The organism is Streptomyces sp. NBC_00887 (assembly GCF_045207585.1).
Genome location: NZ_CP108788.1, coordinates 1,949,765 through 1,965,107 on the forward strand (window position 1 = coordinate 1,949,765; position 15,343 = coordinate 1,965,107).

A 15,343-nucleotide genomic window follows, 5' to 3' on the forward strand; every position below is an offset into this window, starting at 1 on the left:
GGCGCCGGATCAGCGATTCCGCAGCTGCCGGTACTCCCCGCGGGCCTCGGTCCCGTACGAGGTGTGGAGCCGCTGGACGGGAATGCCGGGGACCTGACCGGGGCTGCGCGGGCGGTCACCGGGCCGGCGGTCCGGCCCGTCTGGAGCGCCCATCACCACCAGCGGATCGAACAGCACGACCACCCCGGCGAGGAGGAGGAAGCAGCCCGGCCCGATCAGCATCGGCATGAGCAGCGAGGCGGGTGTGTCGCCGGCCGCCGCCCCTTGGGCCACGGCCGGGTGCAGGTGCACGCTGAGCGCGGCCATTCCCGTGTAGTGCATCCCGCTCACGGCGACGCCCATGACCAGGCTCGCGCCGAGGCTGGGCAGGAAACCGTGGATGGAGACGGCGGCCCACAGCGAGGCGGTCGCGGCCACCACGGCGATGACGACGGAGAGCGAGACGGTGACCGTGTCGTACGCGAACTGCCCCTCGAGCTGCATTCCGGCCATGCCGAGGTAGTGCATCGAGGCCACGCCGAGGCCCGTGATCGTGCCGCCGGTGACCAGTGCCATGCGCGCGGCGCCCCGGTAGCCGACGATGAATATGCCGATGCCGACCATCACGATCGCCACGGCGAGGCTGGCGAAGGTGAGCGGCCTGTCGTAGCTGAGCGGCGCCTCCTCGACGGAGAAGCCCAGCATCGCGACGAAGTGCATCGTCCAGATGCCGGAGCCTATGGAGGTGGCGCCCAGGGCCAGCCAGCCCGCTTTGAAGGAGCGTTCGGTGCGCAGGGACCGTGTGGTGCAGCGCAGCCCGAGGGCCGCGCCGAGGCACGCCATGAGGAATGCCACGACCGGGGTCAAGAGGCCGTAGCTGAAGCCGTCGACTGTGCCCTGCATGCTGGTACGCCCTTCGCGGAAGCCCGGGTTCGGGGTGACCCTAAAGGGCGAGGCCCGGCAGGCAAACATAAGAGGGGCATTTTATCCGCCTTGGAGCCGGTCCACGATCCGGTGGCGAACAATCCGTTCACATTGTGGTCATCGCCTTCCTGTCGTCCGTTGGGTATCGGCTGGGAGTCTCTGCATGTCCGCACCCCGACGCGAGGAGTACACGTGTCCGTACGCACCGCAACCGCCTCCGCCGCTGTCGCCGCTCTGCTCGGTGGCTGTGTCCTGCTGCCCGCCACCCAGGCGCAGGCGGCGGGCCCGAAGGACGGCCCGGTCGTCTTCGCCCACCGCGGGGCTTCCGCCTACGCCCCGGAGAACACCCTGGCGGCCGTGGACGCGGCCGACCGTATGGGCATCGACTGGGTGGAGAACGACGTGCAGCTCACCAAGGACGGTGTGCTGGTCGTCGTACACGACACCACCCTCGGGCGGACCACCGACGCCGAGCAGGTCTTCCCCGGCCGCGCCCCCTGGGCGGTCAAGGACTTCACCGCCGCAGAGATCGCGCGGCTGGACGCGGGCAGCTGGTTCGGCGCCGGGTACGCGGGGGCACGGGTGCCGACGCTCACGCAGTATCTGCACCGTGTCGAGCGCAACCGCCAGAAGCTCCTCCTGGAGATCAAGAGCCCGGAGACGTACCCGGGAATCGAGAGGGAAACCCTGCGGATCCTGCGCGAGGAGGGGTGGCTGGACCGCGGTCACGTCAAGCGCCGGCTGATCGTCCAGAGCTTCGGTGCAGAGAGTGTGAAAGCTGTCCACGCTCAGCGTCCCGACGTCGTCACCGGCTTCCTCGGCACACCCGCGGTGGCGGATCTGCCGTCGTACGCGGCCTTCACCGACCAGATCAATCCGTCGTACACGACGATCGGCGCCGACTACGTCGCGGCGGTCCAGAAGCTGAAGGGCCCCCATGGGAAGCCGCTCCAGGTGAACACCTGGACGGTCAACGACGCGGCGAACGCGGCGAAGGTGGCCGGCTTCGGTGTCGACGGCATCATCACCAACAACCCCGACGTCGTGCGGGACGCCACCCGCTGAGGGATCCGGGAAGGGCCGTGGCCGGGTTGTCGGTGGAGGGCCGTACGGTGGTCGCATGGACAGCAACGAGCAGGTCGTGGAGTGGTCCGTCGTGCGGAGCGACATCGGGCCGCTGTTGCTCGCCGCGACCGGCACCGGCCTGGTGAACGTGGTCTTCCATGCGAGCCCCGCCGTCCGGGACAAGGCACTCGGGCACATACGGGCGCGGCTGGGCGCGGAGCCCGCGCAGGCACCCGGCTCCACGCGGCTCGCCGAGCCCGAGCGCCAGCTCGCGGCGTATTTCGCGGGCGGGCTGCGCGCGTTCTCGCTCGACCTGGACTGGTCGCTGACCTCCGGTTTCAACCGCGAGGTGCTCCGCGAGCTGGCAGCCGGCGTGCCCTACGGCACCGTCGTCGGATACGGGGACCTGGCCGGGCGGGTGGGGCAGCCGGGGGCCGCCCAGGCCGTCGGGGCGGCGATGGGTTCCAATCCGCTGCCGGTGGTGGTGCCGTGCCACCGCGTGGTGGAGAGCGACGGAGGGCTCGGCGGCTTCGGCGGCGGTCTGGAGACCAAGCGGCAACTGCTGGCGCTCGAGGGGGTCCTTCCGCAGCCGCTGTTCTGAGGACCGTCCGGCGCGGTCCCGCACGCGCACACCGGCGCGGTCCCGCACGGGCACACCGGGTCCGGAAAGGGATGTCGCACGGGTGTGCGAACTGGCACACTTCGGCGGTGACAGTAGCCCTCCCCACCTCCCGGATCACGGCTGCGGACCTGCCCGCGCTGCAGCGCAGGACCACCGCCGTACTCATCGGCAGCCAGATACTCGGCGGCCTCGGCGTGGCCATCGGTATCGCCCTGGCACCGGTCCTGGCAGCGGAGGTGAGCGGCTCCGAGGCTCTGTCCGGGCTCGCTCCGACCGCCTCGGTGGCGGGTACTGCGCTGTTGTCACTGCCCCTGGCCGCCCTGATGACCTCACGGGGCAGGCGCCCCGGACTCGTTCTCGCCTATCTGATCGGCGCGGTGGGCGCGTCCCTGGTGGTGACCGCCGCCGTGGTGGGCAGCTTCCCGCTGCTGCTCCTCGGCATGGCCGGTTTCGGCGCAGGCTCGTCGGCCAATCTCCAGGCCAGGTTCGCCGCAGCCGATCTGGCCGAGCCGGAACGCCGCGGCCGGGCGATCTCAAACGTCGTCTGGGCCACCACGATCGGTTCGGTCCTCGGCCCCAACATCTCGGCACCCGCCGGACACGTCTTCCGCGACACCTCCGTGCCCGAGACGGCCGGTGCGTTCGCCTGGGCAGCCGCCATCTTCCTGCTCACCGGTGCCGTGGTCGCCGTGCTGCTGCGCCCCGATCCGCTGCTCACCGCCCGCGCGCTGGCCCCGCAGGAAACCGGGACCGTCGAGAAGCGCTCCCTGCGGGCGGGCATCGCGGCGGTGCGGGCCTCCCCGATGGCCCGTCTCGCGCTGGTGACCATCGCGGTGTCGCACACCACCATGGTCTCGATCATGGTCATGACCCCCGTCCACCTCGGACACCACGGCGCGGGCATCCAGCTGATCGGGCTGGTCCTCAGCGGTCATATCGCGGGCATGTACGCGTTCTCGCCCATCACGGGCTGGCTCTCCGACCGGGTGGGGAGGCTGTCCGTGATCGGTCTTGCCGTCGGCCTGCTGTGCTGCGCCGCGGTGCTGGCCGGTACGTCGGGCGCGGGGCACGGCCGGACCGCCGCGGGTCTGTTCGTCCTGGGCCTCGGCTGGTCGGCCGGCCTGGTCGCCGGTTCGGCACTGCTCACCGACTCCGTGCCGCAGGCCGCCCGCGCCGCGGTGCAGGGCCTCTCGGATCTCACGATGAACACGGCGGCGTGCATCGGCGGCGCCGTCGCCGGAGTGATCATCTCCCGGCTGAGCTACGGCTGGCTGAACACGGCCGCCGCCTGTCTGCTGCTGCCGCTGGCCGCGCTCGCCCTGCGCCGGACCCTGAACCGGCAGCCCCCGGTGTCCGGGAAGGTCTGAGACCGGCGGCTCCCCTCCCCGTCCGGGTTTGCGGGCGCCGTGCCTGCGACAGGGATGGGGCATGCATCGGAACCCATCGGCATCCACGTCGCAGGAAACCGGCCGCCACGCCCCCGTGCTCTCCACCGAGGTGCGCGACGCTCTCGCCGACCACCGCCCCGTCGTCGCCCTGGAGTCGACGATCATCGCCCATGGTCTTCCGCGCCCCCGCAACCTCCAGGTCGCGGAGGAACTGGAGGAGCTCGTACGCAAGGCGGGGGCCGTGCCCGCCACGGTCGCCGTGCTCGACGGCCGGGCCCATGTGGGTCTGACGGCCGACCGGTTGGAGCGGGTGGCCGGTGACCCGGCGATGCGAAAGCTGGGCCACCGCGACCTCGCACCCGCTCTCGCCCAGGGAGCGAGCGGGGCGACGACCGTGTCCGCGACCGCGTTCCTGGCGGCGCGGGCCGGCCTGAACGTCTTCGCGACCGGGGGGCTCGGCGGCGTACACCGGGAGTGGACCGAGACGCAGGACGAGTCCGCGGATCTGCGGCTGCTCGCCAGGACCGGCATCACCGTGGTCTGCGCGGGCGTGAAGTCGATCCTGGACGTGCCGGCCACGCTCCAGCGCCTGGAGACGCTCGGCGTCGGCGTGCTCGGTTACGGCACGGAGTACTTCCCCGGGTTCTATCTGAGCAGTTCGGGCGAGCCCGTCGACTGGACGGTCCGCACACCGCGGGAGGTCGCTGACGTGATGCGGGCCCGGGAGGAGCTCGGGGGTCCTCCCGCCGCGCTGATCGTCGCCAATCCCGTACCGCAGGAGGAGCAGTTGGACCCCGAGGTGCACGACCGGGTGCTCGCGCAGGCTCTGGACGCCTGCCGGGAGCGCGGGATCGTGGGGCAGGCAGTCACTCCGTTCCTGCTGGAGTACCTGATGCGGGAGACCGACGGAGCGTCCCTGGAAGCGAATCTGGCCGCCGTGCGCGGGAACGTGCGGCTGGCCGCCCGGATCGCGGCGGCGGCGCGGTGACCGAGGGCGGTCTCCTCGTCGTCGGCGACGTGGTCACCGACGTGGTCGTCCGGCACGGCTCGGCCGTGGTCCACGGTACGGACACGGCTGCGCGCATCAGCACGACGCCGGGCGGAGCGGGCGCCAACGTCGCTTGCTGGGCGGTTCGTTCGGGCTGCCGGGACGTGCGTCTGCTGGCGCGGGCAGGGGCGGATTCGGAGGCCTGGCACCGGGGCGCGCTGGAACGGGCGGGGGTGCGGCCGCTGCTGTCCGTGGACGGGGAGGCGCCGACCGGCACGGTGGTGGCCCTGGTCGACTCCTCGGCCGAGCGCACCTTCCTCACCGACAGCGGCGCGGTCCTGCGCCTCTCCCCCGACGACTGGTCGGCGTCATTCCTGGACGGCGTCGCCCGGCTCCACCTCTCCGGCTATCTCTTCTTCGCGGCGACCAGCCGCGCGACGGTGCGGCTTGCCCTGCGTGAGGCCCGGCGTCGGGACATCCCGGTGAGTGTGGACCCTGCGTCGGCGGGCTTCCTCGCCTCTCTCGGCGCCGGCGCCTTCCTCGACCTGGTCGAGGGCGTGGACCTGCTCCTCCCCAACGCGGACGAGGCCCGGGAGCTGACCGGCCTGCCGGACCCGGCCGACGCGGCGGCCAAGCTGAGCCGTCACGCCGGGCGGGTCGCCGTCACCGTCGGGGACCGGGGCGTCCTGCTGGCGGCCGGGGGCACGGTGACCACGCGTGTATCCGCCCCGGCCGTACTGGATCCGGTCGATTCGACCGGCGCGGGGGACGCCTTCACCGGCGGTTTCCTCGCCGCTCTCATCGCCGGGGCGGACGATGCCGCGGCAGCCGCGACCGGCTGCCGGGCCGGGGCCGAGGCGGTCGCGACGGTCGGCGGGCGTCCGGGGCCGCGTCCGGCGTAGTGGTCACGTGCCGATGCCGGTCCAGGCGGGGTGGTGCGGGTCGTCGGCCCGCACCACCGCGTCCGCGCGGTCGGCGGGCGCCACCTCGTCCTCGTACCGGGCGAAGGCGGGCCATGTCCACCGCTCGTTCTCCTCGGTGCGCCGCCGCAGCGCACCGGGCGACAGGCGAAGGTGAACGGCGAGGTCGAAGGGGAACCACTGCCCGAGGAGCAGCGGCCCGTGCACGATCAGCACCCCGCCCTCGGGCAGGACCCGGTACGGGCTGCGGGTGGCCCGGTCCGTCACCGGGTCCCAGAGGTCGGGCAGCACCCGTCCGCTGCCGCCGGGCTCCAGCGGACGGAACACCTCGCGCCACAGTGCGTTGGTGTCGAACCAGCTGTCGGCGTACGAGTCGGGGTCCTCCTTGCCGTACTCGTAGCGCAGACTCGCCGGCCGCAGGAACCCTCCGGTGGAGACGGTGAGCACCGCGCGGCCGCGCGCCCGCAGTTCCTCGGCGACGCGTTCGGCGGGCTCACCGGGGCGGGCGGCCGGAGCGCCGTCGATGCCGATTCTGAGCCAGGGCCCGCCGTCGGCCGGTTTCAGGCCGTCGGCGTGCGCGGCCAGCGCTTCGGCCAGGCGTTCCCAGGTGATCGGTTCGAATCGCACGTTTCCATCATCACCCGGGACCGCGCCGGCTTCCGTACGAGAGCGCACCCCGCCCCGGTGCCGGATCTACTTCGCCGCGGGGCAGTCCACCGCGTCGGCGTCGTCGGAGAGTTCGCTGCCCTCGGGAAGCAGATAGGTCACCCACAGCACCACGGGTTCCGTGCCGAGGTTGCGCCCGATGTGCCGGTGTTTGGTTCCGGACGGCTCGATGAACGCCGTTCCCGCGGGTGTCACCTCGACCGAGCAGTCGTCGAGGGTCCGGGTCAGCGTCCCGGCCTGGACGACGGCGATCAGCTGGCCCGGGTGGGTGTGCCAGCCGGTGGAGCCGCCGGGCGCGATGGTGATGGTCCGGACGGTCACATCCGTCTCGCCCTTGGGGGTCTTCACCTTCAGCTTGCCCTCGGACGTGCCCTTGGCGACGACGGTGCCGCTCACACCGCTGCCGGGCGTCGCGACCGCGGCTGCCGGGACGAGACCGAGCGCCGTCACACAGGCGCCCACGAGCATGACCTTGCGCAGCGTGCCCCGCTGCTTCGTGCCGACCCTGCTGCCGAACTCCATGGACATCTCCCTCGTCCCGCCGGACCGGATGAACGAACCCACGCTACGCGCGAGTCGGGCTGCCGTCACCGGTGACGCGGGTGTCATCCCCCGCGGAGTTCGGTGGCGAGCGGGCCTTCCCCCTGCACCTCGGCCCGGCCCTCCGCGACCGCTTCGGCCAGTGTCAGTTCGCCGCGCCCCAGCGCCAGGCAGAGCTCGGCTTCGAGCACGATGCGGGCGTCGGGGTGCGGGGCCGGGCCGTACCCGTAGGCATCGTCCCGCTGCACGTCCCCGCCCGTTCGGATGTGGAACTCCCCTTCCTCCAGCCGGACTTCGACGACACCTGCATGCTTCGTCCCGTCCATCGCGCGCAGCAGGGGCAGGGCGAACCAGTGGGCGCGGACCGCGTCGGTGGGGCGGCGTTCGGCGAGTGCGGGTGTGCCCCACCGCGCGAGCGCGGTGAGGACCGGGAGCAGTCCGCGACCGTGTTCGGTCAGTTCGTAGACCGAAGCGGCCGCCGGCGGCGGAAGGCGCCGGCGCACGGCGAGGCCGCTCTGCTCCATGTCCTTGAGCCGGGAGGCGAGCACGTCCGTGCTGACTCCCGGCAGGTCGGCGTGCAGATCCGTGTACCGGCGCGGGCCGGCCAGCAGTTCACGGACAATCAGCAGCGTCCACCGGTCGCCCACGGAGTCGAGGGCCCGGGCGGTGGCACAGAACTGGTCGTAACTCCGGCGGCGGGCGGGGCGTGTTGGCGGCTGCTGACGTGGCATGCGACGCAGTCTAGACATGTTGTTGGACTTTCCAAGCTCCAACTTGGTAAAACCAAGTAACACAGTTCGGGGTCGGGGAGGGCACAGCATGGAGTTCCGGCAGTCCAGCAAGCTCAACGAGGTCTGTTACGAGATCCGGGGCCCGGTCATCGAGGAGGCCAACGCCCTCGAGGAGGCGGGCCACAGCGTGCTCCGCCTCAACACGGGCAACCCGGCGCTCTTCGGGTTCGAGGCGCCCGAGGAGATCGTCCAGGACATGATCCGGATGCTCCCGCAGGCACATGGCTACACCGATTCGCGCGGCATCCTCTCCGCCCGGCGGGCCGTGGCGCAGCGCTACCAGGCGATGGGCCTGACCGACGTCGACGTCGACGACATCTTCCTCGGCAACGGCGTCTCCGAGCTGATCTCCATGTCCGTACAGGCACTTCTGGAGGACGGCGACGAGATCCTCGTCCCGAGCCCCGACTACCCGCTGTGGACCGCCGTCACCACACTCGCGGGCGGCAAGGCCGTGCACTACACCTGCGACGAGGCCGCGGACTGGAATCCGGACCTCGCGGACATGGCCTCGAAGATCACCGACCGCACCAGGGCCATGGTGATCATCAACCCGAACAACCCGACAGGTGCCGTCTATCCCCGCGAGATCCTCGAGGGCATGCTCGATCTGGCACGCAGGCACGGGCTGATGGTGTTCGCCGACGAGATCTACGACCAGATCGTCTATGACGACGCCGAGCACCACTCCGTGGCGGTCCTGGCCCCGGATCTGCTCTGCCTCACCTTCAGCGGGCTGTCCAAGACGTACCGCGTGGCGGGATTCCGCTCCGGCTGGCTGGTGGTGTCGGGCCCCCAGCAGCACGCCCGCAACTACCTGGAGGGGCTCACCATGCTCGCCTCCATGCGGCTGTGCCCCAACGCCCCCGCCCAGTACGCGATCCAGGCGGCGCTCGGCGGCCGGCAGTCGATCCGCGGGCTCGTCGCCCCCGGGGGCAGGCTCCACGAGCAGCGCGACCGGGCCTGGGAGCGGCTGAACGAGATTCCGGGGGTGTCGTGCGTGAAGCCGAAGGGCGCCCTGTACGCGTTCCCTCGCATCGACCCCAAGGTCCACGACATCGTCGACGACGAGCGGTTCGTCCTGGACCTCCTGCTGCGGGAGAAGATCCAGGTCGTTCAGGGCACCGGCTTCAACTGGCCGCGCCCCGACCACTTCCGGATCCTGACCCTCCCGCACGCCGACGTCCTCGACGCGGCGATCAGCCGCATCGGCCGCTTCCTGAACGGATACCGCCAGTGATCTGCACCCGCTGCCGGACCCCCGTGCACACACAGTTCGCGTCGCCCGGCCTGGTGGGCGCGATCGTGGAGGGCGGGCTCGATCCGGCCGAGGACCCGCGCTGGGCGGACTCCGGCGCGGCCTCGCCCGCCGAGTACGCGCGATGGGCAGGCCATCTGTGCGGTATGACCTGCCTGCGCATGGCGCTCGGCCCCACCGCTCCGACCCTGTTCGCGCTGCGCGACGGCGCCCTCGAGTACGGCGCGTACACCGAGGACGCCCAGAGGGTGATCCGGGGCCTGGTCTACGCCCCGTTCGCCGCGTACGCGACCGAGGCGCACGGCCTCGACGCGACCGTCCACCGGCACCTGTCCCCCGCCGGGATCCTCGGGCTGCTGGACGAAGGCAGGAGCGTGATGGCGTCCGTGCACTACGGAATCCGGCACCCGGAACTGCCGGCGCCGGGGCGTGGCGGGCATCTGGTCCTGCTGACCTCGCGCACCGCGGACGGATCGGGGGTGCACTTCCACAACCCGTCGGGGACGACGGCGGACACACGCGCGGCCGAGCTGCCGCTGCCGGTCTTCGAGCGCTTCTTCGCGGGCCGCGGGGTGTCGTTGCCCGGAGTCACGACGCCGGGTGCCGCGGGGCCGTAGCACCTCACCCTTACGGGTGGTCCGGCCCGGATCCCGGTGTCCTGCCGGGCCGTTGCGCCGACCGCGTGCCACGGTGAGCGCCATTACGGCTTCCGACCGCCCGTGGGAGATCACCTTGCTGCGTCTGCGCAACCGCCCGAAGCCGGGCCCCGAGCGATCCACGCGGCGCACCGCGGTCATGGCGGGCGTGGCCGCCTGCGCCGTACTCGCCACGGGCGCACCGCTCGCGTACGCCACACTCGGCGGCGAGGCACCGGCGGCGCGGGCGACGGCCGTCCGGGGCGCCGAGTACGTGGAGACCCGGCTGTTCTTCGGTACCGAACGCCCCGACGGCGGACCGGATGTGACCGACCCGCAGTTCCTCGCCTTCGTCGACCGGTATGTCACACCGGACTTCCCGGCCGGCCTCACGATCCAGGACGGCCGGGGGCAGTGGCGCGACTCCGACGGGGTGATCGAACGGGAGCGTTCGTACGAACTGATCCTGCTCTACCCGGCGTCGGAGGCGCGCCTGCGCGACCCGCAGATCGAGCGGATCCGCGCAGCGTACGAGAAGGCCTACGCCCAGGACTCGGTGGCCCGCCTCGACGAACGCACCCTCGCCGACTTCTGAGCCCCGGGGCCGCGTGGCGCCCCCACGGGCGGCCCGTGCGCCCCACCCGGGTGAAGGGGCCTCGCACCGACCGCAGAACTCTGTGCCAGGATGACGGTGGCCTTACGCGTCGTCCGTCTGGAGCCGCCGTGCCGGAACCGACCCCTGCCCGCCCCAGCCTCCCGGGCCCCCGCGTCTCCGAGCCGGTCTTCGACGCAACGCTGCGCCTGCTTGCCGAAGGCGGTCACGAGCGGCTCACCATCGAGTCGGTCGCCCTGGAGTCGGGTGTCGACAGCAAGGCGATCCGCCGGGCGTGGCCCCTCGGGCCGCCCGGCCTTGTGCGTGCGGCTCTCATCGAGGCGGAGACGCGCGGCAGCGGCAGCCCCGACACGGGCAGCCTTCGGGGCGATCTGGAGTTTCTGGTGGACCAGGTGCTCACCCTGCTCACGAGTGAGCTCACGCGGTCGGCCGTCCGCGCGTTGGCTGCGGGCAGCGACACGTTCGAGGACGAACTCGGTCTCCTGGCCCGCGACTTCTTCGCCGACCGCTTCACCCGCGAGCATCCGGTCTTCCTTCGGGCCGTCGAACGCGGCGAACTCCCCGCGGAAGCCGAGCCCCTGCTGCTCGTGAAGCTCGTGGCCGATTCCGAGTGGGTACGGGCGGCGCTGCGCGAGGCACCACCGTTGCCACGAGGCTTCGCCGAGTCCGTGGTCCGCGTCGTCCACCCCGTGTGCCGCATGGTTCCGCCGCCGCGCGCGAGCGCACAGGAACGAGAGCCGAGCACAGGGGTCAGCCCCGCAGGGCGGTGAGCGCGGCCACCGGGTCGGGGTCCGGGGTGGCGCGGGGCCACCAGTCGTCCGCGCCAGGGTCCGACTCGTAGCCGTACCAGCGGCCGTCCTGGCCGAAGCGGAGCTGGAGGGTGCCCCCGGTGTTGGTGAGGTGGTTGCGCCAGGGCTGGAAGCGCGGGAAGTCGGCCGCCGCGAGGGCGGGGCGGGCCCGGTCGAACGGGCCCGCCGGTGGGTCCCAGGGGCTTTCCAGGACCGCGAGGCCCTCCGCGCCGCCCTGCCTCCAGGCGGCGACGGCGCGGGCCAGGTCGGTGGTGCTGCGGCCGGTGGCGTAGGCCAGCTCGCGGTAGAGCGCCCGGGTGGTTGCCGTGAGCCCCGCGGTCGGCCGGGACGCGGCGATGCGCACCGCGTCCTGCCAAGTGCTGAGCCCGGCGATCGGATCGTCCCCGGTGGTCAGGAGTGCGTGGGCGCGGGCAGCCGCGTCCGAGGCGAGGTGGTCCAGGGACAGCGGGTCATGGGCGCCGGGCAGGTCCGGGTAGGAGGGCGGCTGCCCGGGGTACGGCGGCACGGGCAGCGGTGCCGGGAGCGGCGGCAGGAAGCGGCCGGCCAGGGCCTCGGCCGCCGCGAGCGAGGGCATCGCCGGTGTGGCGGGGCGTTCTCGGGCGGAGTGCTCGGCGTTGCGGCGGCCGAGCTCGTCGAGGAGTTCACGCTCCCCCCGGCCGCGCATCAGCAGCAGGACGAAGGGGTCGCTGTCCAGGAGTCGTGCCGTCTGGAAGCAGAGCGCCGCCACGTGCTTGCAGGGCCAGCCGCGGTCCGGGCAGGAGCAGTCCGGGTCGAGGTCGCCGGCGGCGGGCAGCAGCCGGATGCCGGTCTCCCCCGCCATGTCGACCAGGGAGTGCGGCATGTCCTTGTCGAGCAGCGCGGACAGATGCCCGGGCCGCGCCGCGACGGCGTCCAGGAAGGTGTCCCAGTCGGAGGCCGAGAACGTACGCAGGCGCAGCTCCGCCCGGTACGGGCGGGGGCGGCTGCCGTGGACGTAGGCGATGACCCGGCCGGGAGTCACGGTGATCGCGGCGACTTGGCCGCCGTCGGCGTACGTCCGGCCGCGGGCGAGGCGTCCCTCGTCCATCGACAGGGACTCCAGGGCGTCCACCCACGCCCGGCCCCACCAGCTGTCCGCGAAGGGTTCCGCGGTGTCCGAGGCGCGGGCGGGCACCGCCTCGAAGGTGCGCCGCAGGTCGTCGGGGCCGGGACGCGCCGTGGGACGGGGGTGCGCGGCCGGGCTCATGCCGTCCTCCGGAGCGAGACGAGATCGGCCAGGTCACGGTCGCTGAGCTCGGTCAGAGCGGCCTCGCCGGATCCGAGCACCGCGTCGGCGAGGGCACGCTTGGACTCCAGCAGTTCGCTGATCCGGTCCTCGACGGTGCCTTCCGCGATGAGCCGGTGCACCTGCACGGGCTGCGTCTGGCCGATGCGGTAGGCACGGTCGGTGGCCTGCTCCTCGACCGCGGGATTCCACCAGCGGTCGTAGTGGATGACGTGGGCGGCCCGGGTGAGGTTCAGCCCGGTGCCGGCCGCCTTGAGGGAGAGCAGGAAGACGGGGACCTCGGCGGACTGGAAGCGGTCCACCATCCGCTCCCGCTCGGGCACCGGCGTACCGCCGTGCAGGAGCTGGGAGGGGACGGAGCGGGATGCCAGGTGGGCGGAGAGGAGGCGGGCCATCGACACGTACTGGGTGAAGATCAGGACGGAGGCGTCCTCGGAGAGGATCGTGTCGAGGAGCTCGTCGAGCAGGGCGAGCTTGCCCGAGCGTCCCGTGAGCCGGGTCGGCTCCTCCTTGAGGTACTGCGCGGGGTGGTTGCAGATCTGCTTGAGCGAACCGAGCAGTTTCATGATCAGCCCGCGGCGGGCGATGCCCTCGGACTGCTCGATGAAGGCCATGGTCTCGCGCACGGCCGCCTCGTAGAGCGTGGCCTGCTCGCGGGTGAGGGAAACGGCGTGGTCGGTCTCCGTCTTCGGCGGCAGCTCGGGCGCGATGCCCGGGTCCGACTTCTTGCGGCGCAGGAGGAAGGGGCGGACCAGCCGGGAGAGCCGCTCGACCGCCTCCTCGTTGCCCAGGCCCGCCGCGGTGCCGGTGTTCTCGACGATCCGGGCGTGCCGGGACCGGAACGCCTTGAGCGGGCCGAGCAGCCCGGGGGTGGTCCAGTCGAGCAGGGCCCAGAGCTCGGAGAGATTGTTCTCGACGGGCGTGCCGGTCAGCGCGACGCGGGCCGGGGCCGGGATGGTGCGCAGCGCCTTGGCCGTGGAGGAGTGCGGATTCTTCACGTGCTGGGCCTCGTCGGCGACGACCAGCCCCCAGGTGTGCTCGGCGAGCCGGCCCGCGCTGGACCGCATCGTGCCGTAGGTGGTGAGGACGAAGCCGCCGTCCGGGTCGGTGAGCGTGCGGTCGGTGCCGTGGAAGCGGCGCACGGCGACACCGGGCGCGAAGCGGTTGATCTCCCGGTGCCAGTTGCCGAGGAGGGAGGCGGGACAGACGACCAGCGTGGGGGCGGCGTGGGCGCGGTGCAGATGGAGGGCGATGACGGTGATGGTCTTGCCCAGGCCCATGTCGTCGGCGAGGCAGCCGCCCAGGCCGAGCGAGGTCATCCGGTCCAGCCAGGCCAGGCCCCGCAGCTGGTAGTCGCGGAGGGTGGCGTCGAGGCCGGGCGGCGGCGGGAGGGTGGCGCCCTCGTCGAGGATGCGCGAGCGGAGTGCCGCGAGCGCTCCGGCCGGCACCGCCTCGACCTGTTCGCCGTCGACCTCGGCAACGCCGGTCAGTGCGACGGCGAGCGCGTCCACCGGATCCAGCAGACCGAGCTCCCGCTTGCGCGCCTTGCGTACGAGCGCGGGATCCACGACCACCCACTGGTCGCGCAGCCGCACCACCGGCCTGTGCGCCTCGGCCAGCGTGTCCATCTCGGCCTCGGTGAGCTGCTCGTCACCCAGGGACAGCTGCCAGTTGAACGCGAAGAGCTGCTCCGCGTCGAAGAAGGAGGTGCCGTCGGTGGCCGAGCCCGGCGCGGGCCGGACGACGGCCGTGGCGGTGAGCGAGCGGGCGAGCTCCCGGGGCCAGTGGACGGCGACCCCGGCCGCCGCGAGCCGTGGTCCCGCTTCGCCGATCAGTTCGTACAGCTCGTCCTCGGCGAGCGCGAGCACGTCGGGGACCGGCTGGTCCAGCAGCCGCTCCAGCGGGGGCCAGATCCGGGCGGCGCGGCGCAGGGCGAGCACCGCGTCGATCCTCGCCCGCGGCCCGAAGGGCTCCCCTGCCCCGCCGCTCCACAACGTCGCCGCATCGGTGACGTACGTCGGGTCGGCCAGGCTGTGCACCTGCGTGACGGCCGCGGCGGCGTGGCGGGCTGCTGCCGGGGATCCGTGCGCGTCCTCGTCCGTCTCCGCGGTGGGCCCGGCGGTGTCGAAGAGTTCGTGGACGGACAGGTCGAGCCGGAGGGAGACGCGCACCCCCGCGTCGAGTCCGGCAGCCACCTCGACGGCCCAGGCGCGGGCGCCGGGCAGCCGCTGTGCCTCGCGCGCGGCGAACGGTGCGCCCATCGCGTGGCCCGCGGCAGGGGTCCGGGGCAGGGTGTCCGCCACGGCGTCGAGGAAGGCTCCGAGCAGGGCCAGGGGGTCCGGGACCCGCAGCGGTGTGCCGTCCAGCGGGACCGCGTATCCCTCGGGGGGCATCGAGGCGGCGACGGCCCTGAGGTGGGCGATGTCCTCCGCGTCGCGGGGCCCGGCCCGCCATGCGTCGTGGTCGTCGGCCGTCAGACCGGGCAGGAGCTTGCCGCGCGCCACCAGGGTGAGCGCGTGCAGCGCGGCCGCGCCCCAGGCGCGCGTGGCGGGGTGGGCGGAGGCCCGGTGCCGGGCGCCCGAGAGGAGCGGCACGGCATCCGCGACGGACAGCACCACGGCGGGAACCGTGCGGCGCCGGGCCGCGCCCGCGCCGTGCGGCCCGACGACCGCCAGCTCCGTGACGGTGTACGGCGGATCCCCGCTGTCGCCCGGCGGCTCGTCGGGACCGGTGAAAGCGATACTGCCCTCGGGGTCCCAGAAGGCGATCCGGCCGTCACGGGGCAGCGCGGCCGGCAGGAAGACCGCCGCGCACCGCATCAGCCGCTCGGCGGCCGGGACCGTGGTCCGCTGTGCCATGTCCACTGCCCCTCCCGCCTGGT

Annotated in this window: 15 protein-coding genes; 9 read left to right on the top strand and 6 right to left on the bottom strand. The window is 72.9% G+C overall.

Features of this window, described 5'->3' with window-relative positions:
- Positions 1–9: 9 nt before the first annotated feature.
- Positions 10–882: an MHYT domain-containing protein gene (locus OG844_RS08925; RefSeq protein ID WP_406389330.1), complete on the bottom strand. Its 873-nt coding sequence runs from the start codon at positions 880–882 to the stop codon at positions 10–12.
- A 213-nt stretch (positions 883–1,095) separates the two neighbouring features.
- On the opposite strand from OG844_RS08925, the gene OG844_RS08930 reads away from it, so the two are divergent.
- The 5 genes from OG844_RS08930 to OG844_RS08950 all read left to right on the top strand — a co-directional run bounded on the left by OG844_RS08930 (position 1,096) and on the right by OG844_RS08950 (position 5,868).
- Positions 1,096–1,968 (top strand): glycerophosphodiester phosphodiesterase, encoded by an 873-nt coding sequence (locus OG844_RS08930; protein ID WP_406389331.1) that lies wholly within the window; start codon positions 1,096–1,098, stop codon positions 1,966–1,968.
- 55 nt (positions 1,969–2,023) lie between these two features.
- A complete protein-coding gene (locus OG844_RS08935; RefSeq protein ID WP_406389332.1) occupies positions 2,024–2,569 on the top strand; it encodes a methylated-DNA--[protein]-cysteine S-methyltransferase in 546 nt (181 codons plus the stop codon).
- A gap of 107 nt (positions 2,570–2,676) precedes the next feature.
- The gene (locus OG844_RS08940) at positions 2,677–3,957 is read left to right on the top strand and encodes an MFS transporter (RefSeq protein WP_406389333.1); all 1,281 of its coding nucleotides are present in this window, start codon (positions 2,677–2,679) and stop codon (positions 3,955–3,957) included.
- A 61-nt stretch (positions 3,958–4,018) separates the two neighbouring features.
- On the top strand, positions 4,019–4,966 hold the full coding sequence (locus tag OG844_RS08945; protein ID WP_406389334.1) for a pseudouridine-5'-phosphate glycosidase: 948 nt from the start codon (positions 4,019–4,021) through the stop codon (positions 4,964–4,966).
- Positions 4,963–5,868, top strand: coding sequence for a carbohydrate kinase family protein (locus OG844_RS08950; protein WP_406389335.1), 906 nt, complete (start codon positions 4,963–4,965; stop codon positions 5,866–5,868). Before OG844_RS08945 ends, OG844_RS08950 begins: the two co-directional genes overlap by 4 nt.
- Before the next feature lie 3 nt (positions 5,869–5,871).
- Here OG844_RS08950 and OG844_RS08955 read toward each other — a convergent pair whose 3' ends face one another.
- The 3 genes from OG844_RS08955 to OG844_RS08965 form a co-directional block, all read right to left on the bottom strand.
- Complete coding sequence (locus OG844_RS08955) at positions 5,872–6,513, bottom strand: uridine kinase (protein WP_406389336.1); 642 nt, start codon at positions 6,511–6,513, stop codon at positions 5,872–5,874.
- A 66-nt stretch (positions 6,514–6,579) separates the two neighbouring features.
- The gene (locus tag OG844_RS08960; protein ID WP_406389337.1) at positions 6,580–7,074 is read right to left on the bottom strand and encodes a cupin domain-containing protein; all 495 of its coding nucleotides are present in this window, start codon (positions 7,072–7,074) and stop codon (positions 6,580–6,582) included.
- Between the two features lie 83 nt (positions 7,075–7,157).
- Entirely contained in the window at positions 7,158–7,823 is a 666-nt protein-coding gene (locus OG844_RS08965) for a winged helix-turn-helix transcriptional regulator (RefSeq protein ID WP_406389338.1), read from the bottom strand.
- A gap of 88 nt (positions 7,824–7,911) precedes the next feature.
- Here OG844_RS08965 and OG844_RS08970 point away from each other — a divergent pair, with 88 nt between their 5' ends.
- The 4 genes from OG844_RS08970 to OG844_RS08985 all read left to right on the top strand — a co-directional run bounded on the left by OG844_RS08970 (position 7,912) and on the right by OG844_RS08985 (position 11,159).
- Positions 7,912–9,123, top strand: a complete 1,212-nt coding sequence (locus OG844_RS08970; RefSeq protein ID WP_406389339.1) for a pyridoxal phosphate-dependent aminotransferase — start codon at positions 7,912–7,914, stop codon at positions 9,121–9,123.
- Complete coding sequence (locus OG844_RS08975; RefSeq protein ID WP_406389341.1) at positions 9,120–9,758, top strand: peptidase; 639 nt, start codon at positions 9,120–9,122, stop codon at positions 9,756–9,758. Before OG844_RS08970 ends, OG844_RS08975 begins: the two co-directional genes overlap by 4 nt.
- A 178-nt stretch (positions 9,759–9,936) precedes the next feature.
- Positions 9,937–10,371: a DUF3574 domain-containing protein gene (locus OG844_RS08980; protein ID WP_406396055.1), complete on the top strand. Its 435-nt coding sequence runs from the start codon at positions 9,937–9,939 to the stop codon at positions 10,369–10,371.
- Positions 10,372–10,499: 128 nt separating this feature from the next.
- Positions 10,500–11,159 carry a TetR-like C-terminal domain-containing protein gene (locus OG844_RS08985; RefSeq protein WP_406389342.1) on the top strand — a complete coding sequence of 220 codons (660 nt, stop codon included), beginning with the start codon at positions 10,500–10,502 and terminating at the stop codon, positions 11,157–11,159.
- Here the strand turns inward: OG844_RS08985 and OG844_RS08990 are convergent.
- Both OG844_RS08990 and OG844_RS08995 read right to left on the bottom strand, forming a co-directional pair.
- Positions 11,140–12,423, bottom strand: a complete 1,284-nt coding sequence (locus OG844_RS08990) for an SWIM zinc finger family protein (protein WP_406389343.1) — start codon at positions 12,421–12,423, stop codon at positions 11,140–11,142. The genes OG844_RS08985 and OG844_RS08990 overlap by 20 nt on opposite strands.
- Positions 12,420–15,320, bottom strand: coding sequence for an SNF2-related protein (locus OG844_RS08995; protein WP_406389344.1), 2,901 nt, complete (start codon positions 15,318–15,320; stop codon positions 12,420–12,422). Before OG844_RS08995 ends, OG844_RS08990 begins: the two co-directional genes overlap by 4 nt.
- Between the last annotated feature and the right edge of the window lie 23 nt (positions 15,321–15,343).